Here is a 16,988-nt window from a genome sequence, read left to right on the forward strand (position 1 = left end):
TAGCTGCATTCACAATTTAAGTGTTCAATGATTATAGTGAGTGGTCTATACGTTCCCTAAAAAAACTCCTGAACCAAAATGGTTCAGGAGTTTTCTCTACTTACATTATTTAGTGATGTGAATCGGGCTGCCCATAGCTACTTCAGCTGCTTCCATTGTAATCTCACCTAGAGTTGGGTGAGCATGGATAGTCAAGGCAAGATCTTCAGCAGTCATTCCTGCTTCAATGGCAAGTCCTAGTTCAGACACCATGTCACTTGCATTTGGTCCAGCGATTTGAGCACCAATTACTAAATTGTCGTCTTTACGTGTAATCAGTTTCAAGAAACCGTCACTATCATTTAGAGAAAGCGCACGTCCGTTAGCTCCGAATGGGAACTTAGAAGCTTTCACATCGTATCCAGCTTCTTTAGCTTCATCTTCTGTATAGCCAACAGAAGCAAGTTCTGGATCGGAGAACACTACAGCAGGGATCCCTAGATAATCGATTTCCGATTTCTCGCCAGCAATAACTTCTGCTGCAATTTTACCTTCATAAGAAGCTTTATGAGCAAGCGGTGGTCCATCAACAATGTCACCAATCGCATAAATGTTATCAAAGTTCGTGCGGCATTGCTTGTCGATTTGAATAACGCCTTTGTCGCTCATTTCAACGCCAAGTTCTTCAAGACCAATTTCGTCTGTATTCGGACGGCGTCCTACGGTTACAAGCACGTAATCAGCTTCGATGGTTTTTTCTTCACCTTTTACTTCATAGGTTACTTTTACGCCATCTTCTGTTTCTTCTACGCCTTGTGCCATAGCACTCGTAACAATATCCACGCCTTTTTTCTTCAAGCGCTTTTTAACAAGTGAGGACATCTGCTTCTCAAAGCCGCCAAGGATGTCTTTCATCCCTTCCAGAATCGTTACTTCGGTATCGAAATTAGCATACGCCGTACCTAACTCTGTACCGATGTAACCGCCACCGATAACGACCATTTTCTTCGGTACCTCATTAAGCGCAAGTGCTCCAGTAGAGTCAATGACGCGCTCAGAGAATTTGAAGTTAGGAAGCTCAATCGGACGGGAGCCAGTCGCGATAATACAGTTATTAAACGTATATGTCTGGGAATTCTTGTCATCCATAATACGCACTGTATTTTTATCTACGAAATAGACTTCACCTTTTACGATATCAACTTTGTTGTTTTTAAGCAGTCCTTCTACACCGCCGGTAAGCTTCTGAACGACTCCGCTCTTCCACTCTTGTACTTTAGAAAAGTCTACCGTCGTGTTTTCAGACTGAATACCCATGTCTTCGGCACCTTTAGCGTGCTCATAGCGGTGACCCGCCTGAATAAGTGCTTTGGAAGGAACACAGCCTACGTTCAAGCAGACTCCTCCAAGGTTACCTTTGTCTACGATTGTTACGTTTTGTCCAGTTTGAGCGGCACGGATGGCAGCTACATAGCCGCCAGGTCCCGCTCCTATGACTAACGTATCTAGTTCAATTGGAAAATCTCCTACTACCATACTTTACGCCTCCATCATAATTAGTTGTGGATCGTTCAGTAAACGCTTGATGTTATTCATTGCATGCTGAGCTGTTGCACCATCGATGATACGGTGGTCAAAGCTTAGGGAAATAGCAAGAACAGGAGCTACAACTACTTCGCCGTCACGAACCATTGGTTTTTCAGCAATACGTCCAATTCCTAGAATAGCAACTTCTGGATGATTGATTACTGGAGTAAACCATTGACCACCGGCAGAACCGATATTTGTGATCGTTGTAGATGCGCCTTTCATTTCTTCAGATGTCAGTTTACCATCGCGAGCTTTAACTGCCAATTCATTAACTTCACTTGAGATGGAGAAGATCGACTTACGGTCTGAATCTTTCACCACTGGTACAAGCAAGCCTTTGTCGGTGTCTGCTGCAATACCAATATTATAATAGTGTTTTTGAATAATTTCATCTTTATCATCATCAAGTGACGTATTTAATACTGGGTATTTCTTAAGCGTTGATACAAGCGCTTTTACTACATAAGGCAAGTAAGTCAGCTTAATATCCTGTTCAGCAGCTACTGCTTTGAATTTCTTACGGTGAGCGACAAGTTCAGTAACGTCTACTTCATCCATAAGGGTTACGTGAGGAGCTGTCTGTTTAGAGTTCACCATAGCTTTAGCAATAGCTTTACGCATACCGCTCATTTTCTCGCGAGTTTCAGGATATGCTTCTCCAGCTGCTGGAGCTGTCTGAGCCGCTGCTGCTGTTTCTTGATCTTCTGTTTCCTCAGTGGACGTTGTGTCTTGAGCTTCTGTCTGATCACCGCTCATGAAGCTTTCAACATCTTCTTTCAAGATACGGCCGTTTTTACCAGAGCCTTGTACTTTACGGATATCTACATCGTTATCGCGTGCAAACTTACGTACGGATGGCATAGCTACGACACGCTTATCTTCATCTACATCACTGTCATCTTCAGCCGCAGGCTGTTCAGAAGCAGACTTTTCTTCTTTTGATTCCGATTGTTTTTCTTCTTTTGGTTCTTCTTTTGACTCTTCTTCAGATTCATCGGAAGATCCTTCATCAGAACCTGTATCTTCGGAACCGTCGTCAATTGTGATAATGACCGTTCCTACTGTAGTTGTTTCGCCTTCTTCGACATGGATTTCTTTTACTGTTCCATCGACTTGAGACGGGATTTCAACAACTGCTTTGTCGTTTTGCACTTCGCAAATGACGTCGTCTTCTTTAATTTCATCACCTGGTTTTACAAACCATTTGGCAATTTCACCTTCGTGGATACCTTCACCGATATCAGGCAGTTTAAATTCAAATGCCACGCTTACTACCTCCCATTTTTATAATGATTAAAAGTTCATTACTTGGTTAACTTTTTCAACTACAGAATTGTAGTTTGGAAGCCAAACTTCCTCTGCTTGAGTGAATGCATAAACAGTATCTGGTGCGTGAACACGCAGCACTGGAGCCTCAAGATGCAGAATGGCTTTTTCTTGAATTTCAGCTGCAACGCTTGCCGCAATACCTGCCTGTTTTTGCGCTTCCTGCACAACAACAGCACGATTTGTTTTCTTCACGGATTCAAGAATGGTTTCATAGTCAACTGGGCTGACTGTGCGAAGATCGATAACTTCTGCACTCACGCCATTTTCCTCAAGCTCTTCAGCTGCTTTAAGGCAGGAATGAACCATCGCACCATACGCTACAAGAGTTACGTCAGTACCTTCGCGTTTAATATCTGCTTTATCAAGTTCGATTGTATATTCTTCTTCCGGTACTTCGCCGCGGAAAGAGCGGTATAATTTCATATGCTCAAGGAAAACGACAGGGTCGTTATCTCGAATAGAGGAAATTAATAGTCCTTTAGCATCGTATGGTGTAGAAGGAATAACGACACGCACTCCAGGCTGCTGAGCAATTAGCCCTTCAAGACTGTCAGCGTGAAGTTCAGGTGTATGCACGCCGCCGCCAAAAGGAGAACGAATTGTGATCGGCATAGAACGAGTATTACCTGTACGGTAGCGGTAACGTGCCATTTGACCATTGATCGCGTCCATTGTTTCATAGACGAAACCAAAGAACTGAATTTCAGGTACTGGACGGAAGCCAGTCAAAGCAAGTCCGATGGACATACCGCCAATTCCAGATTCAGCTAGTGGCGTATCGAATACGCGATCTTCACCGAATTCGTCTTGAAGACCTTCCGTCGCACGGAATACTCCGCCGTTTTGACCAACGTCTTCACCGTAAATCAGCACGTTTTCGTCATTTTTAAGCTCAGTATGCATCGCGTTTGTGATAGCTTGGATCATTGTCATTTGTGCCATGGTCTACTTCGACTCCTTTTCCTTATATTCTTCCATCTGTTCTTCTAGGTTAGGTGGAAGTTGTTCGTGCATGTTGCTGATTAGATCAGTAACTTTTTGTTTCGGTGTATTATCTGCTTCTTTAACAGCAGCTTTAATTTCTTCTTTTGTTTTTTCAATTAATTCATTTTCTTCTTCTTCAGACCACAGGTCCTTACCTTCAAGATACTTACGGAAACGAACGATTGGATCTTTCTTCTCCCATTCGCTGTCTTCGTCATCTGTACGGTAACGTGTTGGGTCGTCACCAGCCATTGTGTGTGGACCATATCGATAAGTCAGGGTCTCAATTAATGTTGGACCTTCACCGTCAACCGCACGTTTACGCGCTTCTTTTGTAGCTGCATATACGGCAAGTACGTCCATTCCGTCTACTTGGATTCCTTCAATACCAGCTGCAACTGCTTTTTGAGCAATAGTTTGAGCAGCAGACTGCTTTTCAACTGGAACAGAGATTGCAAATCGGTTATTTTGCACAACGAAAATTGCTTGTGCGCCAAAGGCTCCGGCAAAGTTAATTCCTTCATAGAAGTCACCCTGGGATGCTCCGCCGTCACCGGTATAAGTAATAGCCACTGCATCCTGGCCTCGTTTTTTGAAGCCTAGTCCCACACCAGCTGCTTGAGTAATTTGAGCACCGATGATGATTTGTGGACTAACTGCATTCACGCCTTCTGGCATTTGGTTTCCTTTAAAGTGGCCACGGGAAAATAGGAAAGCCTGGTATAGAGGAAGACCGTGCCAAATTAGTTGAGGCACATCACGGTAGCCTGGAAGAATAAAGTCTGCTTTCTCCAGTGCATATTGACTTCCAAGCTGAGAAGCTTCCTGTCCTGCTGTAGGAGCGTAGAAACCAAGTCGTCCCTGACGGTTTAACGCGATGGAACGCTGATCCAATATACGCGTATAAACCATACGCTTCATAATTTCTTTTAAATCTTCGTCTGATAAATCAGGCATTGCGTCTTCATTGACGATTTCGCCTTCTTCGTTCATGATTTGAAACATTTCGAACTGATTTTCAATGTTCTCAAGAGTACGTTTCAAAATCGTTCACCTCTTCCTTTCTTATTCTAAAAATAGATGCTGTGAGTAGCTTTCCCAAATATGAAAAAAAACTGTACAGATTTGCTCTTTACGTATTACCCTGTACACAACTTCACTAATCATACGCAAAATCTCAGCTAAACTGTTACATTTTCCCTGGAAGATTTAATGGTACAATGTAAATCCACTTAGTAGTTTAGCTCAATTCAACATCATTCGTCAATTATAACCTTATCTATAACCCATATATAGTTCTATGACTAGCATGCAGGGCGTGTAATATGACGAAAAAAGATCGCTAAATCGCCTCTACTGTACCATTGAAAAATTAAGCCTGTATTAATTTTAAGTTTTTTCTCTGTATCATGCAAATAAAAAAACCGCCAGACGCTGACGGTTGATAAGTATGTAAAGCTTGCTAATTGGTTCTGAATATCATTCGGACTTTTCAGTTTCTTCGTAGGATATATTGAGATCAAGTGCTTCGTAAAGTTCTTTCTTTTGTTTATTATACTCGTCCGTATGTTGGTTGAACTCTTTGTTTGCTTCAATTACCTGATCATAGCTGTTATTAATACTTTCAATCTTCTTTTCCATATCTTCTTCTGCTAATTCTTTGTTTTGAAGCATCTCATACAATTCACTATCAAGCTTTAAAGCTTCATTATAAGCTTCATATAATTTCTGATACGCCTGGTAACGGTTGTCCATCGTATCCACAAGTTCCTTGGCTGTTTCTTTAGCCTCGGCATTTTCTTCATCTAGCTCATCGATAAGCGGTTCGATTTCGTCGAATTCTTCCTTGGCGGCATCAATACTCTCTTTTTCTGCTTCAAGCTTCTCCTGTCTTTCTTCTACAATTCCTGCTGCTTCCTTTGAAAGTGACTGAATTTTATCGAATTGATCCATATTCAAATCGATTATTTTCTTATAAAGCTCCTGCTCCTCGTTTTCCAGCTTAACGAGAGGCTGCTGCTGTTCCCGGAAACCTTCCTCTTTCTCCACTGCTTCTTCCAGGTGATTATACACCTCTTCCTGAGCAGAAGGACCTGTACAGGCAGTCATTATAAAAATAGCTGCTGCCAATACCATAAACAAACGTAAACGCACGGTCATTTCCCCTCCTTTTTATGCAGACTGATCCTAAAACATGATTGTAATCTTGTGATATGTACAATAGTATAATAAATGAAATTAAATTGGAAGTGACTTTTTTCAAATGTTTCCAATAATCTTGGAGCAAAGACACAGGTCCGCTTCCCTATTTATATAAGATGGTATAATGTTCAAGTGGGAAAGGATGTTTAGTATGATAACTATGGAAGATATTGTCCGGGAAGGGCACCCTGCCCTGCGGAAGGTAACTGAAGAAGTAGCTCTTCCTCCTTCTGAAGAAAACAAGGAAACCCTGGAATCCATGCTTCAGTATTTAAAGAACAGTCAGGACGAACAAGTGTGCGATCGTTATGGGCTGCGTCCTGGCGTGGGTTTAGCAGCACCCCAGATTAATGTAAACAAACGAATGCTTGCCGTACATTTTATTGATTTAAAAGATAAACTCTACAGCTACGGACTATTTAATCCTCGTATTGTAAGTCATTCGGTGGAACGTACTTACCTTTCAACAGGAGAGGGGTGCTTATCTGTTGATCGGGAAGTACCTGGATATGTGCCAAGGTATCGAAGGATCACAGTAAAAGCGACAGATCTTGAAGGCAACGAAGTTAAACTTCGCCTGAAGGATTATGCCTCGATTGTTTTTCAGCATGAAATTGATCATCTTCATGGCATTATGTTCTATGATCATATTGACCCTGATGATCCATTTAAAGAGCCTGAGAATGCTGTTCCTGCTGATCGATAAAGTTAATAAAAGAAGCCTGCCGAAATTTCGGCAGGCTTCTTTTTTGGCTTTATAAAGACACCATAGTCCTAATGTGCCAATTGTTTAATGAATTTCAGAGCCTTATTCAACAATAGGACCGAATTGTTGAAGACTCGATTTCGAGATATATTTGGTCCGTTGCCGATATAGAGAGGGGCTGGCTACGGAAACAACTCGCTTACCTGCGGCCCTACAAGATGTAGGGTCGATCGACGTTGCCACAGGACGTGGCGACTTTAGTCGATCCTCCTTTTCAAAGAGCCTCCTCAGTCGTTACCACTCCCTGTGGGGTCTCGCCTAGCTCCTTCTCCCGCGGGAGTCTCGTCGTTTCCTCCACCACCCTATGATGGAAAAATGAACGGACCCTTCTATAAGTGAGATGATCGTTCTGGATCAACCTTAAACCCTTATATGTCAGGGATTGTACACTTAAATAAGCTAGATGCTCTATTGTTACCCGATTACTTATAGGAGTCATTATTGGAGGATTTCGAGTTTCTGATTTGGCAAGTCCGGAGGGGGATGATGGAGACTCCTGTGGGATGAACATGATCGGTAAGATCCCGGAAGGCGGAGCCTGAGGAAGCTTACCACATGCCCACGGAAAGCGAAATCATCCCCCGAAGGACTGTCCTCTCAACCTAAATATCTCGAAATCAAGTCTTCAACAAACGGGAGCTTTACTTCAATATCAATACTTCCTATTCAGGTGCGGGGCTTTATGAGTTCCAACTCATAGATGGCTTTTACTAATCCACCTTCATTTACATCGGTAGTTACCATATCACTAACCTCTTTAGCTTCGGGAACAGCGTTTCCCATAGCTACTCCTGTACCCGTTTCACGCAGCATTTCAATATCATTTAATCCGTCCCCGAATGCAAAGGAATCCTCAATTCGAAGACCAGCTGCTTCAATCATTTTTTTAATTCCCTCAGCTTTCGAACCTCCTCCTGGTAAAACATCACAGGAGTATGGGTGCCAGCGGATGTAATCAAATGCTTTGTGAACGCTTCGATAATCTTCAATTTCCCCTCCCTGACAGAATAAAAGCGATTGGAAAATTTCCCGGTCTTTATAAAAAGACTCATCTACCTGAGGATAGTCGATAAACAGGGAACCCAGGCTTTTTTCTATATGAGAACTTCCTTGCTCGGAAGCCCTCATGGTTTCATGATTCATAAAAACCATGGGATGGTTGTTTTCCTGAGCATGTTCATGTAACTTTTCCAAGTAATTTTCGGAAAGAGGATTTTTGTAGACGACTTCCCCTTCAAATATGACGTATTGCCCATTAAAACTTACAAAGGAATCGATTCCAAGCTCTTCCCTTATTTCTTCATACATGAATGGTGCACGTCCTGTAGCAATTGCGCAGTAAACTCCAGAATTTTGCAGCTGTTTTATAGCTTTTTTCGTTTCTTCTGGCAATTGTTTCTGATGATTGAGTAATGTCCCGTCGATATCGAAAAACGCGATTTTCTTGTCCATAAAAGTTCCTCCATCTCTGTATTCCATAACTATTTGGTTATTCCATCATAATTAAGTAGATTGTTTGGCTATACTGTAGCACGAGAGGATAAATTTGAGAAGAAAAACAAACCATAATAACAAATTCTACTATGTAAATGTTTCATTCTTAATCAAACCGTATTATACTAGTAGTAACAGGGATTGGGCGGTTAACGTTTTAGTGCTTTTTTCATCAGTGGAAGGGGATGGATTCACCATGATGAAGCGATTGTTACGAAAGCTGAAAAAACGTTGGAAAAAATTGATGGAACGTAAGACATATGCTTAGAGCCCGCTGGCCGGATGGCTCCAAAAGCTAGTTCAACTACCGTTATCATTACCATACGATAATTAAACGTGCTATTATTAATGACAGGACAAGAATGTGGAAATTATATCTAGTTAGGAGCGATAATGTAATGATATACAAAGTATTATATCAGGAACTGGCGAAAGAAGTTCCTGTCCGCGAACGTACCCAAGCCATGTACGTAGAAGCGGAAACCGAAAGAAGAGTTCGTGAAAAATTGGCTAATAAAGGATTTAACATTGAATATATCCAGGTGCTTAATGAGGATCACCTGGCGTATGAACAGCAATCCGAAGATTATCAAGTGGAGAACCTGTAACGCATGAAATTTGTAAAAAATGACCAAACAGCCGTATTTGCCCTTGGCGGTCTCGGTGAAATTGGAAAAAACACATACGGCGTTCAGTTTCAAGACGAAATCATCCTCATTGATGCAGGTATTAAATTCCCTGAAGATGAACTTCTGGGAATTGATTATGTTATTCCTGATTATACTTATTTAGTTCAAAATCAGGATAAAATTAAAGGGCTCTTTATTACGCATGGTCACGAGGACCATATCGGCGGAATCCCTTATTTATTACGTGAAATCAACATCCCTATCTATGCGGGTAAACTGGCTGCCGGCTTACTTCGAAACAAGCTGGATGAGCACGGTCTGCTTCGTAATACGAAGATGCATACGATTCAGGAAGACGACGTAATTAAATTCCGTAAAACATCTGTATCCTTTTTCCGTACCACACACAGCATTCCAGATTCTTACGGAATTGTTGTAAAAACACCTCCGGGTAACATTGTTCATACCGGAGACTTTAAATTTGATTTCACACCTGTTGGAGAACCTGCCAATCTAGCTCGTATGGCTGAAATTGGAAAAGAAGGGGTTCTCGCCCTGTTATCTGATAGTACGAATAGTGAAGTACCTGGCTTTACCAAGTCAGAACGTGTAGTTGGACAAAGCATTGATGATATATTCACACGTGTAGACGGACGTTTGATATTCGCAACCTTCGCCTCAAACATCCACCGTTTACAGCAAGTTGTGGAATCAGCCGTCAAGAACGGCCGAAAGGTTGCCGTTTTCGGACGCAGTATGGAATCATCCATCCGTATCGGTCAGGAGCTAGGTTATATCCGCGCCCCTAAAGATACATTCATAGATGCGCAGCAAATTAACCGTCTTCCGGCCAACGAAGTGGTTATCCTGTGTACCGGTTCTCAAGGTGAGCCAATGGCAGCTCTATCCCGTATCGCCAATGGCACTCACCGTCAAATTCAAATTATGCCTGGCGACACCGTCGTGTTCTCCTCTTCCCCAATCCCTGGTAACACGATCAGTGTCAGCCGCACGATCAATAAATTGTATCGTGCAGGAGCAGAAGTTATTCACGGCCCATTAAATGATATTCATACATCAGGGCACGGAAGCCGTGAAGAAATGAAGCTGATGCTTCGCTTGATTCAGCCTCGCTTCTTTATGCCGATTCACGGAGAGTATCGCATGCTTAAAGAACATGCGAAGTTAAGCCATGATTGTGGTTTAGCTCCTGAAGATTGCTTTGTGATGGATAACGGTGATGTATTAGCTCTCGGTAAAGATGAAGCGATGGTCGCTGGTAAGATTCCATCCGGTTCTGTATATGTAGATGGAAGCGGTATTGGTGATATTGGTAACATCGTACTAAGAGATAGACGCATTCTTTCTGAAGAAGGCCTCGTTATCGTAGTGGTTAGTATAAACATGAAAGAGTTTAAGGTCGCTTCAGGTCCAGATATCATCTCCCGCGGATTCGTCTATATGAGAGAATCGGAAGACTTGATTAAAGAAGCGCAGAAACTTGTAAATAATCATGTTGAAAAAGTTATGGAACGCCGTACGACTCAGTGGTCTGAAATTAAGAATGAGATCACAGACACTATTGCACCATTCTTATTCGAAAAAACAAAACGACGTCCAATGATCCTTCCGATCATTATGGAAGTATAAAGATAAGGAAAACCCCCGCTGATCAGATTCAGCGGGGGTTTTTTTACGGTCTTTTGAGTACGTCATATGCTTGCTGTTTTAGCCTAGATACTCTTTTATAATCGTTTTAAAGCTTTTTTCAAATCGGGCAGTTCTAAAGTTCCATTCTCAAAAAAGTTCTTAACAATATACTGGGAATAGTTAACGGCTGATTGGTAATCGATGTGACCCGGTAGCGGTGCCATATCCTCTATAGCTACATCGATAATAACTGGCTGATCGGATACAAAAGCCTGCTTCATTTTCGGCGCAAGCTCTTCGTAGCTTTCAATTCGATAACCTTGTCCTCCACATGACTCAGCAAATTTTGCAAAGTTCATTTCACCTAAATTGGTGGCATGATTTGCATGACCCATCTGAGCTTGTTCATATTTGATTAAACCAATTTTACTATTATTCAATACAATGATTTTGATAGGAAGATTATATTTAACTGCAGTTACAAAGTCATGCATGACCATTGAAAAGCCGCCATCTCCCACAATACCAATTACTTGCTTCTCTGGATAGGCAACCTGCGCAGCGATCGCTCCCGGTAAACCGCTGCCCATTGTTGCAAGCCAGCCGGAAATAACAAACTTCTGGTCCACAAACGGTAGAAAACGTGAAATCCACACTGTTACATTCCCAACATCTCCTGAGATAACAGCTCCAGACTTCATATGGTTTTCCAGTTCATACATGACTTGAGGCGCGTGTAAAGGATTCTCTTCAGAACGCTTCTCCTCTTGAAGAGCTATATGCCAGTTCTTCATTTTTTCCTGGTATTTTTCAAGGAATGGTCGCTCTTCTATAGTCGTGATTCCTTGAGACAAGGCATCCATTGTTTCTTTTGCATCCCCTGCTAAACCTAATGTAATTGGATAATACTTTCCTAGATGCTCTGGTTTGTTATCAATCTGAATGGCTTCTACCTGGTCAGGCAGGAAATCTCGATAAGGGAATTGAGTACCTATCAGAATAAGAAGGTCCGTTTCTTTCATGGCATGATAAGCCGGTTTCGTTCCAATTTGTCCTGTATGCCCCAGGCAGTATGGATGGTGATCTGGCAGTACGCCTTTTGCTAAAAGACTTAAGATTACTGGAGCTTTAATGGTTTCCGCAAAGGCCATTAATTCATCTCTTGCACCAGCCGCCCCTTTACCTGCTAAAATAACTGGTCTTTCTGCCTGCTCAATTCGCTTCTTCGCTTCTATCATATGGTTTTGTTTAGGCATCATTTCAGACTGGAATAGGTTACTTGCTCGTAACCGTACATCATTCGTTTGCTTTGCGGCAAAAAGGTCATCAGGAACAATCAGTACAGATACACCTTTCTTAGCGTAAGCTTCTCTAACGGCCTGATCAAGGAGATCGGGCAGCTGTTCCTGTGAGGCAGCCCTCTTATTAAAGACCGCTACATCATCAAACATGCGCTCAAGATTCTGCTCCTGAAAAGCTCCAGTGCCTACTTGATCACTTTGTACATGTCCCACGATGGCGAGCACAGGTGCCTGGTCTGCTTTAGCATCATATAAACCATTTAATAAATGAATAGCACCAGGGCCAGTAATGGATAAGGTGACTCCTAACTTTCCGGTCAGCTTAGCGTAAGCTGCTGCTGCAAGAGCCCCGGTCTCTTCATGTCTCACTTGTATAAAAGAGAGTTCCTCTTCTCTTTTTCTTATATCATCAATAAATTCATTAATAGAATCTCCTGGCATTCCGTATATGTGGTTGACTCCCCAATCAATTAACTGCTGGGTTAATACTTCGCCTGTACGTTGATCGAACATAAGTATCATCCTTCCTAAGTTTCCTAGTGCGATGAATATCGTCTATAGCATTTTATATTTCCCTTTTACTTTAGAAGTAAACTAAACTGCCACCAAATATTGTTTATTCGTTTATTCCAAGTAACTATTTATTAAATATCTCAGTGTTTATTCTCACATGATCTTCGCTTTATTAGTATAGAAAACGTACGATTACTAAAGGAAGGACGTTACAGAAAGAAAGTCTTAACACATCCATAAGTATTATAATAATTACATGGAAGAGTTAACCATCCTTGTTAGTTGGAATGTGCAAAATGACCCAAAAAGACACTTGTGTTCTTTGTATTTACAAAACTAAGTAAAAAAACCTGCCATTCAGGCAGGTTTTCTTAAGATGATCATTAGTCCTCGACTACAAGGTTTTTTTCAAATCGACTGATGTCTTTATCTGCTCCTATTACAATCAACACGTCATTTTCGCGGATTTCTTCAGTGGCCATTGGAGAAACAATGACATCTTTCTTCCTTTTGATGGCCACGACGTTACACCCGTACTCAGCACGGATATCGAGATCCACCAGAGTGCGTCCGCTCATTTTGCTTCCTGCTTTAACCTCTACGACACTGTGGTCATCTGATAATTCAATGTAGTCAAGTATGTTATTAGAGATGATATTATGAGCAATTCGTTTACCCATGTCTCGTTCTGGGTGAACAACGTGATCAGCCCCAATTTTAGCAAGTACTTTTTCATGATAGTCATTTTGTGCTTTTACAGTAATTGTTTTAATGCCCAATTCCTTCAGCATTAAAGTGGTGAGGATACTCGCCTGGATATTATCTCCGATTGCCACGATGACGTGGTCAATGTTACGGAGTCCAAGTTCTCGTAATACGTTTTCATCCGTAGAATCGGCGATCACAGCATGAGCCGCTATATCTCTGTATTCGTTTACTTTATCTTCATCAAGGTCTAAAGCTAATACTTCCATGCCTTCACGGCTTAACTCACGGCAGATGCTGCCGCCAAACCGCCCTAGACCTATCACGGCAAATTCTTTTTTCATGATCTGTCCTCCATCTTTTCAGTAAAAATCTAACGTTATTTTATCACATTATACGCTTCTTCACCTAATAAAGTTTGCCTGTGGTAACATCCTTTAAATTTCGACGCTTTATAGTAATTTTTCATAAGTGTTTATTACGCAATAGGGCCGGTTTCTTGAAGACTCAGTTTCGAGATATTTTGTTAAGTGGGTTAGGTCCTGCGGGGAACGAGTCGCTTTCCACAGGCATGCGCTGAGCTTCCTCGGGCTAACGCCCTGCGGGATCTCATCTGTCATGTGCATCCTGTAGGAGTCTCCCCGTTCCCCTCCGGACCTTGCCGAATCAGTGACTCGAAACCACTTACAAAAGCCGTGGCTGGTAAAAGAAGTTACAGACTTTGTGCCAACATAGATGAATTCAGAAAATGTTCGATTATACGATGGATATTGGAGGATTAATAATCATGTATTCTTGTTAGGAAATAAGGACCGGGATAGCGTTACGAATGGGTTTTTGCCCATATTAACATGATGATTAAAGCTAGCTTAAGTTAACGACTGGTCTACGAGGCAGCACCTAAGAAAAGGGTTATAAAATCCATCTCTATATAGGCGTTCCATAAACAGGAAATGGTCGAACGCTAGACTTTTCTTCCGTCTTTCTTTATTACGAAAAGGGGTTGGGGAAATGGGGGAGACTCCTGTGGGAACAGAGAGCAGGAGAGATCCCGCAAGGCGTCAGCCTGAGGAAGCTCGCCGTTCGCCCACGGAAAGCGACTCCATTTCCCCAACCCCGCTTCCTCTCATTTTGGTGACGGAAAACACTAGATATCTCGAAATCGAGTCTTCAGCTATAGGGAGCTTTACTTTAATAACAACACGGGATTTTAACAGAACCTAATAATTAATAAAAAAACTTGTAGAGAACCGATTAAGTTTCTCTACAAGCTGCAAAAATCATTCTATTTTACTTTTTACCTTTGACATAGTCCGCATCAAACAGGAACATCCGCATCAGCATCACGAGTGATGGAATCAGTAAAAACAGTCCGGCTATGAACACGGTAACTAGAGCAATTGCCATAGCTTCACTTGTCACTCCCCCGGACAGTGTCACGTGCGGGTAAAGCAGGTAAGGCAGGTGTGAAGCTCCGTAGGCGAAGAAGGCTACAAAGAATTGGAGCATGACTGCGATGAAAGCCCATCCATAATACTTCCCTTGATAAATCAGGAATACTGCAGCCATAAAGAAGGCTACCGAGATTCCAAACACCCACCATAAATCAATCGCACGCTGAAAGTGGTCTGGATTTTGCTGACTGAGTGCAATAAACGTCGTCAAGCTGGCAATAATGGTTGGCGAACTCCAGAATAGCGCGTACTTTCGAACTAAGTTGAGAGCAGGCTGATCCCCTGCACGATTTGCATAAAAAGTTAAAAACATGGAGCTGATATATAGGACCGAGACAATCGCCAGAAATACGACGCTCCATGAGAATGGGTTGGTAAACAGTTCTCCGTACATTAACTGAACCCCATTTTCCGTTTCCCTAATAAAACCGCCTTCAGATATGGTAAGAGCTGTGGATAGAGCAGCAGGTATTAATAACCCTGTAGCTCCGTACAAAAACATGTACAAATGATTTTCTTTTGATCCATAATTTTCAAAAGCATAAAAAGAGCCTCGAATGGCTAACAGGACAATCGCAATACTCCCCGGTATTAATAGAGATTGACCGAAATAATAAGCCATATCCGGGAAAAATCCAATTAATCCAACAAAGAAAAATACAAAGAACACATTGGTAACTTCCCAGACTGGAGATAGATAACGGGAAATCAATTTGTTAATGATATGATCGTTCTTTGTAATCTTTGCAAAATAGGCAAAGAACCCTGCTCCGAAGTCAATCGATGCTACAATCAGGTAACCATATAGAAACACCCAAAGCACGGTAATACCTAATAATTCGTAACTCATGACTTAGTTACCCTCCTTTGTAGCTGCCACTTCAGGATAACGGTGTTCAAGTTCGTGTTCAGCTGGATTTCCTTTGAATATCTTACGCAGCGCAATTAAGCAGCCGATCGATAGCACGGTATATAATCCAATGAACAGAATGAGCATCCAGCCAACGTAAGGAGAGGTAGTCGCCCCTTCAGATACGGTCATAAATCCTCTAAGGATCCAAGGCTGACGTCCCAGTTCAGCAAATACCCAGCCAAATTCGACAGCGGCCATGGATAATGGCCCGAGAGAAGCAATCCCCCATAAGAGCAGCGGGTGATATTCGTTCCACTTCTTCACCTTCCAGAATACAAGGTACAGAAGCGAAACTCCAAGTGTGAAGAAACCGATCGACACCATTAAGTCAAACATATAGTGAATCCAGAGCGGAGGCTGTTCGTCCTCTGGAATTTGATCCAGTCCGGTTACCTCTGCATTAAAGTCACCGTGAGCTAAAAAGCTTAAGCCATTTGGTATTCGAATCGCGTTCTCTACTTCCTGATTTTCATTTAATGTACCAAAAACAACTAAGTCTGCCCCTTCTTCCGTTTCAAAATGCCATTCTCCTGCTGCCAATTTTTCTGGCTGCTCTTCAGCAAGGAATTTGGCAGATAAGTCACCTGCGATGGCAGTAGCTATAGCAAAAATGAATACGGAGACCACCGTAAGCTTCAAGGCCTTCATATGATAAAGAGTGTTTTTCTTTTTCAAAAGATAAATTGCTGCAATGGTGGCCAGGACAGCTGCTGCAGTTAGATAAGAAGTAGAAACAACGTGTAAAACCTTCGTAGGTGTCGCTGGGTTAAACATAGCAGCCAGCGGTTGAATAGACGTAACGGTATCCCCTTCCAGTTCAAACCCTTGCGGAGTGTTCAGAAAGCCGTTCACCGATGTGATAAAGAAAGCGGATAATGTAGAGCCGATCACTACTGGGATGGATAACAGCCAGTGGTATATAGGTTTTTTAAACCGGTCCCATGTATAAAGATAAATTCCTAAGAATATAGCTTCAAAGAAAAATGCGAATGTTTCCATGAACAGCGGTAAAGCGATCACCTTACCGGCCAGCTGCATAAAGCTCGGCCATAATAGGGAAAGCTGCAGCCCAATCGCGGTTCCTGTCACAACCCCTACCGCTACTGTAATGGTAAATCCTCTTGTCCAGCGTCTCGCGAGCAGCGTATAGTGAGGATCTTTCTTTTTAATTCCTATAAATTCTGCGATGGATATCATGACGGGAATACCTACACCAAGCGTAGCAAAAATCGCGTGATATCCAAGAGTAAGTGCAGTCAGCATGCGGCTAAGCGTAGCACTATCTAAATCAAACATCTTCCCTTCCCCCTCTTACTGCTAGTCAATCTAATAAATTCAGACAATCTACTCCTAGTATAATAGGTGAAAACGGTTTAGGTACGATAGGTATATGACTATTTTGTGACAAACTTCACAAAGTCTTAATTTTAAATTCATCATACATGATATGGGCTTTGATGTCTAAATGCCTGCCTGAAA

General features: G+C 42.1%; 13 protein-coding genes. 3 read left to right on the forward strand and 10 right to left on the reverse strand.

The window, feature by feature from the left end; translation table 11 throughout:
* Positions 1-105: 105 nt before the first annotated feature.
* The 5 genes from lpdA to LCM11_RS17880 all read right to left on the reverse strand — a co-directional run bounded on the left by lpdA (position 106) and on the right by LCM11_RS17880 (position 6,042).
* Positions 106-1,515 carry a dihydrolipoyl dehydrogenase gene (gene lpdA, locus LCM11_RS17860; RefSeq protein ID WP_224895636.1) on the reverse strand — a complete coding sequence of 470 codons (1,410 nt, stop codon included), beginning with the start codon at positions 1,513-1,515 and terminating at the stop codon, positions 106-108.
* Positions 1,516-1,518: 3 nt separating this feature from the next.
* The gene (locus LCM11_RS17865; RefSeq protein ID WP_224895637.1) at positions 1,519-2,835 is read right to left on the reverse strand and encodes a dihydrolipoamide acetyltransferase family protein; all 1,317 of its coding nucleotides are present in this window, start codon (positions 2,833-2,835) and stop codon (positions 1,519-1,521) included.
* Between the two features lie 27 nt (positions 2,836-2,862).
* Positions 2,863-3,840, reverse strand: a complete 978-nt coding sequence (locus LCM11_RS17870; RefSeq protein ID WP_224895638.1) for an alpha-ketoacid dehydrogenase subunit beta — start codon at positions 3,838-3,840, stop codon at positions 2,863-2,865.
* A 3-nt stretch (positions 3,841-3,843) separates the two neighbouring features.
* Positions 3,844-4,926: a pyruvate dehydrogenase (acetyl-transferring) E1 component subunit alpha gene (gene pdhA, locus LCM11_RS17875; protein WP_318246159.1), complete on the reverse strand. Its 1,083-nt coding sequence runs from the start codon at positions 4,924-4,926 to the stop codon at positions 3,844-3,846.
* Positions 4,927-5,361: 435 nt separating this feature from the next.
* Positions 5,362-6,042 carry a YkyA family protein gene (locus LCM11_RS17880; protein WP_224895639.1) on the reverse strand — a complete coding sequence of 227 codons (681 nt, stop codon included), beginning with the start codon at positions 6,040-6,042 and terminating at the stop codon, positions 5,362-5,364.
* A 193-nt stretch (positions 6,043-6,235) separates the two neighbouring features.
* On the opposite strand from LCM11_RS17880, the gene def reads away from it, so the two are divergent.
* On the forward strand, positions 6,236-6,790 hold the full coding sequence (gene def / locus LCM11_RS17885; protein ID WP_224895640.1) for a peptide deformylase: 555 nt from the start codon (positions 6,236-6,238) through the stop codon (positions 6,788-6,790).
* Between the two features lie 726 nt (positions 6,791-7,516).
* On the opposite strand, the gene LCM11_RS17890 is transcribed toward def, so the two are convergent.
* On the reverse strand, positions 7,517-8,302 hold the full coding sequence (locus LCM11_RS17890; RefSeq protein WP_224895641.1) for a Cof-type HAD-IIB family hydrolase: 786 nt from the start codon (positions 8,300-8,302) through the stop codon (positions 7,517-7,519).
* Positions 8,303-8,742: 440 nt separating this feature from the next.
* Between LCM11_RS17890 and LCM11_RS17895 the strand changes: the two genes are divergently transcribed.
* Both LCM11_RS17895 and rnjA read left to right on the forward strand, forming a co-directional pair.
* On the forward strand, positions 8,743-8,952 hold the full coding sequence (locus LCM11_RS17895) for a DNA-dependent RNA polymerase subunit epsilon (RefSeq protein WP_014643045.1): 210 nt from the start codon (positions 8,743-8,745) through the stop codon (positions 8,950-8,952).
* Between the two features lie 3 nt (positions 8,953-8,955).
* Positions 8,956-10,623, forward strand: a complete 1,668-nt coding sequence (gene rnjA, locus LCM11_RS17900; protein ID WP_224895642.1) for a ribonuclease J1 — start codon at positions 8,956-8,958, stop codon at positions 10,621-10,623.
* Positions 10,624-10,718: 95 nt separating this feature from the next.
* Here the strand turns inward: rnjA and LCM11_RS17905 are convergent, their stop codons facing one another.
* The 4 genes from LCM11_RS17905 to LCM11_RS17920 all read right to left on the reverse strand — a co-directional run bounded on the left by LCM11_RS17905 (position 10,719) and on the right by LCM11_RS17920 (position 16,805).
* A complete protein-coding gene (locus LCM11_RS17905) occupies positions 10,719-12,437 on the reverse strand; it encodes a pyruvate oxidase (protein ID WP_224895643.1) in 1,719 nt (572 codons plus the stop codon).
* Positions 12,438-12,820: 383 nt separating this feature from the next.
* The gene (locus LCM11_RS17910; RefSeq protein WP_014643042.1) at positions 12,821-13,486 is read right to left on the reverse strand and encodes a potassium channel family protein; all 666 of its coding nucleotides are present in this window, start codon (positions 13,484-13,486) and stop codon (positions 12,821-12,823) included.
* Between the two features lie 946 nt (positions 13,487-14,432).
* Entirely contained in the window at positions 14,433-15,446 is a 1,014-nt protein-coding gene (locus LCM11_RS17915; protein ID WP_224895644.1) for a cytochrome d ubiquinol oxidase subunit II, read from the reverse strand.
* A gap of 3 nt (positions 15,447-15,449) precedes the next feature.
* Positions 15,450-16,805 (reverse strand): cytochrome ubiquinol oxidase subunit I, encoded by a 1,356-nt coding sequence (locus LCM11_RS17920; RefSeq protein WP_224895645.1) that lies wholly within the window; start codon positions 16,803-16,805, stop codon positions 15,450-15,452.
* Between the last annotated feature and the right edge of the window lie 183 nt (positions 16,806-16,988).

This window comes from Halobacillus halophilus, from assembly GCF_020171985.1.
In the GTDB taxonomy this organism is placed as follows: domain Bacteria; phylum Bacillota; class Bacilli; order Bacillales; family Halobacillaceae; genus Halobacillus; species Halobacillus halophilus_A.